General features: G+C 64.2%; 5 protein-coding genes. 1 reads left to right on the top strand and 4 read right to left on the bottom strand.

The genetic code is table 11. From position 1 onward, the window contains the following. Nucleotides 1-79 precede the first annotated feature (79 nt). The 4 genes from ACFXA3_RS26040 to ACFXA3_RS26025 all read right to left on the bottom strand — a co-directional run bounded on the left by ACFXA3_RS26040 (nt 80) and on the right by ACFXA3_RS26025 (nt 6,634). Nucleotides 80-406, bottom strand: a complete 327-nt coding sequence (locus ACFXA3_RS26040) for an AAA family ATPase (RefSeq protein WP_385190686.1) — start codon at nt 404-406, stop codon at nt 80-82. A 107-nt stretch (nt 407-513) separates the two neighbouring features. Further along, nucleotides 514-3,723, bottom strand: a complete 3,210-nt coding sequence (locus ACFXA3_RS26035) for a type I restriction endonuclease subunit R (RefSeq protein WP_385190685.1) — start codon at nt 3,721-3,723, stop codon at nt 514-516. A gap of 35 nt (nt 3,724-3,758) precedes the next feature. Continuing rightward, the gene (locus tag ACFXA3_RS26030; protein WP_385190683.1) at nt 3,759-4,985 is read right to left on the bottom strand and encodes a restriction endonuclease subunit S; all 1,227 of its coding nucleotides are present in this window, start codon (nt 4,983-4,985) and stop codon (nt 3,759-3,761) included. Next, nucleotides 4,982-6,634 (bottom strand): type I restriction-modification system subunit M, encoded by a 1,653-nt coding sequence (locus ACFXA3_RS26025; RefSeq protein WP_385190682.1) that lies wholly within the window; start codon nt 6,632-6,634, stop codon nt 4,982-4,984. Before ACFXA3_RS26025 ends, ACFXA3_RS26030 begins: the two co-directional genes overlap by 4 nt. Before the next feature lie 529 nt (nt 6,635-7,163). Between ACFXA3_RS26025 and ACFXA3_RS26020 the strand changes: the two genes are divergently transcribed. Then, on the top strand, nt 7,164-8,264 hold the full coding sequence (locus ACFXA3_RS26020; protein ID WP_385190681.1) for a tyrosine-type recombinase/integrase: 1,101 nt from the start codon (nt 7,164-7,166) through the stop codon (nt 8,262-8,264). The last annotated feature ends 381 nt before the right edge of the window (nt 8,265-8,645 follow it).

Raw genomic sequence — 8,645 nt, 5'->3', positions numbered from 1 at the left:
CGCCCCCCCCCCCCCCCGGCGCGGCGGCCCCGCGGGGGCGGGGGGGGGGGTGTGTGGGTTATTGGGTAGACCCGGCGCCCTACCCCGGGGGGACTGACACACCAGTAGTGATCCAACCGCCGAAATTCTGGGTGAGGGAACGAGCCACCCGCGGGCCGGCGAGCGCGAGGGCCAAAGCGCGCAGGAGTGTGGACTTCCCGGAGCCATTGCGTCCCGCGATTACGGTCCAACTGCCGCCATCGCCGGGTTGGGGCAGGGCGAGCGCGTCAACAGCACGGGCTCCATGAAAACCCCGGACGCTGGAGAGGCCGAACTCTGTAACGTACACCCAGCCCTCCTTGTCGATCCTTGGTTCCCCCACTGGGGACGGCAGTCTCAGCTTCTCATGCGCTGCTGACACTGCCATCTGCCTCAGCTCAGCCGATTCGGACGATTCCTCGCCGAGACGCGATAGCCCCTCGTGCAGGGCGAGATCCAAACCGCACGACCCACCTCCGCACACTGGTAACGACGTCAGGCCAGATCGTCCGCGATGACCTCAGTCTGCTTCAGGACGCGGTCGACCGCGTCCGGCTCCTCGTCCGGGGGGTACCCGAAGAAGTTGAGCAACAGTTTGACCTTGGCGCGAATGCGATCTTGGGCCTGGCTCTTGACGCGCCAATCAATCGTGACGTCTCCCGCGACCTGCTCATACAGCTTGCGGGCGATCCTGGACAGGATGTCCTGTCCCATTTCCAGGGCCTTCGGATTGGCCGCGATGGCGTCGTAGAAGGCCATCTCGTGTTCAGACAGGCCGAGTTCGGCGGCAAGTGCGCGGGAACTGGATACCTCTTGGGCCATCTCGACGAGGAGTCTTGCCGCCTCGGCAGAACCGATGAGGCCGTTGTGATAGCGGTTCATCACGGCCTTCATCGCTTCGGAGTACTCCTTCTGTCGCGTGAGGTTGCTTGGGTGCGCTTCCTGGATTTCGCGGGCGATTGCGTCCCGCAGGGCCTTGAGCGCCAGGTTCGGATGGCGACTGTCCCTGAGCTGCTGCACGAAGCCTGCGTCGAGGTGAGAGAGATCGGGTTTGGTGAGGCCGGCGGCGTCGTAGATGTCCACGACGCCGTCCGCGGCCACCATCTCAGCGTTGAGCTGCTCGATCATGCGGCGGACATCCGCCTCGGTGGCAAGGCCGAGCTGCTGCCGATGTTCTGCAGTCAGCTTCTGGTAAGTCGTGCGTAGGGTCGCGAAGAAGTGGATGTCGGGCAGCAGGCCCTGCACGTCGGGATGGGTAGGGCAGAGAGAAAACGCCTGGGAGAGCAGGCGGCCGAAGTGCAGGAAGCGCTGTGCCCGGGTGGGGTCACCTGGCGGCAGGGCAGGCTCGGCCGTCTCCAGGAGGTCCAGGGCCTCGCGGAGCGCTTCGCGGTGTCCGACATCCCGCAGAACTGTCCGCCAGGGGCAGTCCCGCAGTACAGCATCGACTTTGCTCTGCATGCGGTGTACAGACTTGACTGCCTCGGTGATGTGCGCGCCGATGGTCTCCAGTTCCTGGTCAGCCTCCGAGTACGTGGCCAGCGCGTATTTGAGTTCTCTGGCTACGCCTAGGAAGTCCACCACTAGGCCGGAGGGCTTCTCGTCCCAGGTGCGGTTGACGCGCGCGATGGCCTGCATGAGGGCGGCGCCGCGCATGCGGCGATCCAGGTACATGGTGTGCAAGGGAGGGGCATCGAAGCCTGTCAGCCACAAGGACTGAACGATGATCAACTCAAGTTCGTCTTCAGGCTTGCCGACACGGTCCTGGATCTTCTTGAGCTGGGTTGGGGTGCGTACGTAGTCCGCGATGTCGGGCGTGTCCTTGCCGGGGTTGCCGGTGAAGACCACCCGGATCTTCCCGGAGTCGTCCGGGTACAGCTCGGTCCCAGGGTCGGGAGTACCGGTCCAATCCCGGCGGCGTTCGGCCAGAGCTTGGAACAGGCGGGCGGCGTTACGGCGTGAGGAACAGACGATCATGGCCTTGCCGGGGCTGCCCGTAAGTTTGATCATCTCCTGGCGGCGGTTGTCCCAGTGGGAGAGGATCGTGTCGGCGATGGAGCCAATACGTTCGGGAGCACCGATTAGGTCCTCGAAGCGGGCAAAGATGCTGCGTGCCCGGGCTTGGTCTTCCGCAGTGAGCCCTTCGACGAGCCCTTCGGCTTTGGCGTTGAGCTCGTCCAGGTCTATCCCTGTAGGGAGATTGACCTTGTGCAGGATCGGCTCATAGAAGACGGGCACGGTCGCCCCGTCGTCGACGGCCTGTGTGAGGTCGTACGTGTGGATAGTTGGCCCGAAGACCTGGTGAGTGGAACCAGTCCGGTTGTCGATGGGGGTGCCGGTGAAGGCGATGAAAGTGGCGTTCGGGAGGGCGTCGCGGAGGTTTCGGGCGAAGCCATCCTCCAGGTCGTAGTGGCTACGGTGGGCCTCGTCGACCACAACGATCACGTCACGTCGGTCTGTGATGACGGGATGCCGGGCGCCGGCCTTCCGTTCCTCTTCGCTCACCCGGAACTTCTGAAGCGTAGAGAAGACGATGCCCCCGCTGTCTTCTCGGCGGGTGAGTAGCTCGCGCAACTGGCTGGCCTTGGTTGCCTTCTTCGGGCTGCCGCTGAGCATTTCTAGGCTCTTGCTCTGTGCGAAGGTGTCGAAGAGCTGGGAGTCCAGGTCGATGCGATCTGTGAGCAGCAGGACCGTGGGGTTTGCGACCTCGGGGATGGTGGCGGCGAGTCCTGTGTAGAAGAGCATCTCCTCGCTTTTGCCCGCGCCCTGGGTATGCCAGATGACGCCGGCCCGACCGTCAGTGGCGACGGCTGAGGCGGTGGCGGTGATCGCCTGCCTCACTGCAACGTACTGGTGGGCCTTGGCAAGTTTTACGGTGTCGACCTCGCCGCCCATCCCCTCAGCGGAGAACGAGAGGAAGTTCGCGATGAGATCGAGGAAGCGATCGGGCTCGAGTGCGCCGTGGATCATGCGGTCGAGCGCGAGGTCGTCGTTCCGCTCGTGCTTGCGAAGGAGAGTGCCGTCCTCCTCCGCGTGCCAGGGGGCCATGTGCTGCCAGGGGGTATGCGGGGTGCCGAGGCGGGCGGTTATCCCGTCACTCGCGAGCGAAAGGAGCAGCGTACGAAAGACGCGATCGAGTTTGAGTTCGCGGCGGTAGTTCTGGATCTGGTCGTATGCAGATCTGGAATCGTCCGTGCCGCCTGCTTTCTTCAATTCGATGATGGCGAGCGGGATTCCATTGACGTACAGGACGATGTCGAATATGAAGACGCGTCCTCGGGCTCCCTTGACGCGAACCTGGTTCGCAGCGACGAGGTCGTTGCCGTGAGGGTTGGTGAAGTCGACAGGTCGGACAGTGACATGTCGTTCCTGCTGAGTGACGGGGGTGGTGTAGGAAACCTTCACGCCAGCCTTTAGGTGCTGGTAGAAACTCCAGCTCAGGCGGACCTCGTTTGCCGGGAAGGTGTCGAGCAGCCGCTCGATCGCGTCCTCCACTGCGGGCGAGGGCAGCTCGGGGTAGCGCGATGTGATGGCTGCGCGCAGGCGAGGGTAGAGGATGAGGTCGTCCCACCCTTTCCGGTGCCCCTCCCGGGGGCGGAGGTTCTTGCCCCGGACGTGCTGCCAGCCGCGTTCGGCGAGCTGATCGAGCGCGTGGAGCTCCCAATCCGACTCGGACATCGCACGGCCAGCGACCGTGCCGATCTTCATGTCCGTCTCCATAGCGTCCGTTCCCCCGTCGATGGTCATGCGGCGTCCTCCACGATCCTTTCGGCATCTTTGACACGGATCTTTCCGGTGACGAGCTGGGGGAGCAAGGTGTCGCGGAGGGCCATGAGAATGTGGTTCTCGCGACGTGCAGCTTCAGACCGCTTCTGCATCGGGTTGCAAACCCTGCTGAACTCGGAGAGGTCGGAAACAGACGGAATGGTGATCCGGAGTGCCCGGATATCGCGAAGGCTGAGGTAATCCGCCATGTCAGTCTGACCCTTGAGCCCACCTGCTTGACTCCAGAATTCCTTCCCCTGGAACCAGTGGAGCATGAAGAGAGGGGATACCGGGCTGCTTTCCGTGAGTCGGAAATAGCAAACTTGCGGGCTGTAAACGAACTCAGGGTGGCCAGCCTCGATAAGTGCTACGCGGCCGACGGTTCCCTTTGTGGTCAGGACGACGTCGCCTTTTTGGGAGACCTTCGGCCCCATAGCGCCCCGGTATGCGTTGCTGACGTAGTGGGTGAAACTGGGAGTGATGGCCCCATGGCCGACATCGGCTACTCGAAGGATCGGGAGCCCCGGTTCGCCGTGTTCGGACTGCTTGGTGCGGTATCCGTCTCCGAGCGTCATGAAACCGTGCTTGGCTAGTTCTGCCAACGTACAAGTTGAAGTGTCGGCATCGCCAAGGTTCACGATGCGTTCGTGCCAGGCCGAGCAGAGTTCATTGAGCGTGATGAGTTGACGCTCATTGGCTGCGATCTTGTTGTCGAGGGCGCCGAGGAGTTCAGCGATGGCTTGCTGGTCCTTCAACGGCGGCAAGCTGATCGGCCAGGTCCCGAGTGATCCGAGGGGGATGCGGTCGACGGTGGCTCCGTGGATCGAGCGAGCTTTGATCTCTGCCTGGAAGTCCGGACCCAGGTATGCGTAGAGCAGGAATTCGGGGACAACTTTGTCGCGCAGGGGGCGAAGCAGTCCCATACGGCGGCCGAGGCAGGCTTGCACCTTGGCAGGCATGAGAGCCGCAGCCCCGAGCTTCGTCTCGTATGAGAAGAGCAAGTCTCCTTGCTCTGGGGTGACGCGTCGCGTCCATTGGGCGAAGTCGGATTCGCTGAGGTGTGCCGACTCCGACAGCTTCAAACGACCGTTCTCCAAGCTGGAGATGCTGAGGAACCAAGGCCCTTCAGCGCACTTCACGGGCGTAGCATGCGGGCCGTCGTAGATCGTCGAGATCTCGCCGAGGGGCACGGCGGGCCAGGTCATCCGATCCTCCCCAACTGCTCTTCCACGGCCTTCGCTAGAAGCTCCGACTCCGCGAACTGTTCCCGCAGCAGCGCCGTGAGGCGCTCGATCTTCGCCTCTACCGCTTCCGCGTCCGGGTCGTCCGCGACTTCCGTCGTTCCTACGTACCGCCCTGGGGTCAGGACGAAGTCGTGTTCGCGCACCTCGTTCAGGGGGACGCTGCGGCAGAAGCCTGCAACGTCCTCGTATGCGGCTTCGCCCTCGACTCCGCGCCAGGAACGGAACGTCCCCGCGATCCGCCCCAGTTCAGCCTCGCTCAGCTCCCGCATCGTCCGCGTAGCCATGAAGCCGAGCTTTCGCGCATCGATGAAGAGGACTTGCTCGGCCCGTTCCGCCGACACCCACGGCGACCGCGCTGGCCGCTTTCCCTTCCCCTCCGCCAGGAACCACAGGCACGCTGGGATCTGCGTCGACCGGAACAGCTGTCCCGGCAGCGCCACCATGCACGCGACCAGGTCGTCCTCGACCATCGCACGGCGGATGTCGCCTTCCCCGCCCGACCTGCTGCTCATTGAGCCGTTGGCCAGGACGATTCCGGCCCGCCCGCCGACCGCGAGCTTGCTGACCATGTGCTGGATCCAGGCGAAGTTGGCGTTGCTGGCCGGCGGGGCACCGTACTTCCAGCGCTCGTCGCTGGCGAGTAGTTCGCCACCCCAGTCGGAGATGTTGAACGGCGGGTTGGCGAGGACCACATCGGCCTTCACATCACCGTGCTGGTCGTTACGGAAGGAGTCCGCAGGCTCCTCGCCCAGGTCCACCTCGATTCCGTGGATGGCGAGGTTCATCTTGGCGAGCCGCCAGGTCGTCTGGTTCCGTTCCTGGCCGTAGACCGAAACGTTGAAGCGGTTGCCGCCGTGCGTCTCCACGAACTTCTCGGCCTGCACGAACATGCCGCCCGATCCGCACGCGGGGTCGAGTACCCGCTCACGTTCCTTCGGCTCCAACATCTCCACGAGCAGCCGTACCACCGAGGGTGGCGTGAAGTATTCGCCTCCCTTGCGCCCCTCGGCGAGTGCGAACTGCGCGAGGAAGTACTCGTACACCTCACCCATCAGGTCCCGCGCGCCTACTCGCTTCCCGTCCAGAGAGATCTGCGACTGGAAGGTCAGCTGGTCAAGGAGTCGCACTAGTTCGGCGAGAGTGGGCTCGTCCACTCGACCGCTGTTGTAAATCCTCGGGAGGGTGTCCTTGAGAGGCCGGTTGAACTTCTCAATGGTCCCCATCGCGCCGTCGATGACCTCACCGACGCTCGGCCCGTCTGTACTCACCTTGGCGTGCTTGAGTACCTCGTTCCACCGTGCTTTCGGTGGCACATAGAAGATCCCGGCCCCGGTGTACTGGAGCGGGTCCTCGACCGTTTTGAGGATCAGCTCCTCCGAGGCCGCGCCTTCCAGTCCCATCTCGGCGAGCATGCCGCCGCCTCGTAGCGCCTGCTCCAGAAGCTCCCGCTTCTCTTCCATCGCGTCCGAGACGTATTTCAGAAAGACCAGCCCGAGGACGAAGTGCTTGTACTCGGCAGCGTCCAGGCTGCCGCGCAGCTTGTCGGCGGACTTCCAGAGGATGGACTTCATGTCCTCCGGCTTGGCTGGCTTCTTCTGGCGGGGTGGCACGTGAGGCTCGCTTCGTCGTGTAGCGGGGATCAGGGAGACGTCTGTCGCAGTCAGTCTCGTATAGATCTACGCCACATCCGTCGCGTGGGCGCAAGGTTGTCACTAAAGGATCCGGCCACGACCTGCTCAGTTCGCCCCTCCTCGGGCCGTAGCTGGCGACACGCTTCAGGGCGGAGTGGTCCAGCTCATTCAAGGATGTCTCCAACTTGACGGCATCTGTGAGGGGCATCACAGGCGAGGCATGCGGGTTCACCGGAAGAGGTGGATTAGCGATGAATGTCTTGTTGCTCTAGGGGGTGCGAGCAACGATCCTCTGTGTTGGGTCAGACGGCAGGGGGCATGGATGGCGAGCGTCTTTCAGAGGTGCAAGCGGGATGCCCGCGACGGCAACTACCCCTGCTTGCGTCCAAGGTGTGGCCATGCGTGGACTGTGAGGTATCGGGAGTTGGGCGGCAGACGGGGGCGACAGAGGGAGAAGTCGTTTCCGCGGAGGATCGGCTTGGACGGTGCGGACGCCTTCGCTGCCGCTGTGGAGAAAGACAAGCAGACTCGCGTGCGAGTCGATCCTGCTCGTAGCGCTGTGCCCTTGTCGGTCTGGGCCGAGGAGTGGCTTGAGCGACGAGTCATCGGTGAGGCGACCCGTTGTAACTACGCAGGGTTCGTTCGCAACCATCTCGTGCCGAGCCTTGGTCGCAAGCCGCTGGCTGGGTTGGCGCGGCGGGACTTTGAGAGGTTCGTTCAGGACATCTACCGAGGCGGTGCAGGGCTGGCTGCGTCGACGGTGAACGACCGCATGGTGATGGTGGCCGCCATCATGGAGGCGGCCGTCGTAGACAAGCGGATCACGGAGAACCCTGCCCGAGGCATCCGGATATCCCGTAGGGATGTTGTGGCAGTGGATGAGGACGCAATGCCGACGCCAGCCGAGGTGGATCTGATCGCTGCGCACATCGCGCCACCGTTCCGCCTCGCTGTGTACCTTCAGGCCGGCACAGGCCAGCGACCAAGCGAGGCCCTGGCCTTTTCCAACGAGTGCAGGCGGTCTGGCTTCGTCAGGATCCGATGGCAGGTCAGTGCCAAGGCGCACCTTGAGGGCTGCCAGACACTCTTCGTCCCTCTCAAGCATCGGCTGGAGAAGGAGTGCCGAGACATCCCCACCGCCCTGTTCGTCGAGCAGGAGATCGACGCTCATCTCCGCAGGTGGAAGCCAGTGCCCGTGATCTTCACTGGGCAGAAGGGCAAGCGGATACGACTCGAGACCTTCTTCGCTCCGCGTCAGCCTGGCGCCGGAGTGATGCCGTCCATCGCGTCCTACGGCTACCAGTTCAAGAAGGCATGCCTCCTGGCCGGCCTGGTGGACCTGGACGGCAAGGCCAAATACTCGCCTCGTAGCCTGCGGCACTTCTTCGCCTCTACCGCCCTGGCCAACGGTGTGCCGATCCATGAGGTGTCGTGCTGGCTGGGGCATCGATCGGTCAAGACGACGGTCGATATCTACGGGCACTTGCTGCCCGGCGCTTGGGAGCGCTGCCGGGAAGTCTTGCAGCGCTCCATGCGGCCCGTGCCTCCGGACGGGACGTCCCTGCCGTCAGAGGAGGCGAGCTCGAGCGTCGGCAGCCGAGCTGTGTAGGCGTACGAGGGCTGGCTGGCCTGTGTGGTGCTGGGATAGAACGCCCGTGCTGGGATGGTGCTGGGATGCCCACTGTAAAACCCGCGTTTCCGCAGGTGGGAGCTCTGTGCTACAGGTTCCGCTTCAACGTGTAGTCGTGCGCACGGTGCACGTCCGGCGTTGAGCCGAACGTGCACGTGGGGCTGGGGGGGGGGGCCGCGGGGGGGGCGCGGGAACCACCCGGCGCGCCCCCCCCCCGGGGCGTGCGCCCGCCCCCCCGGGGGGCCCCCCGGGCGGCGGGCCGCCGGCGCCCCCGCCCATCTCCGGCAGGGCCCCCGGCCCCGGTCAGTCGAGGTAGTCGCGCAGCACCTGCGAGCGGGACGGGTGGCGCAGCTTCGACAT

Source organism: Streptomyces sp. NPDC059456 (assembly GCF_042750055.1).
GTDB lineage: Bacteria > Actinomycetota > Actinomycetes > Streptomycetales > Streptomycetaceae > Streptomyces.
The sequence above is the reverse complement of the archived record's forward strand: the minus strand, read 5'-3'. Positions and strand labels throughout refer to the sequence as shown.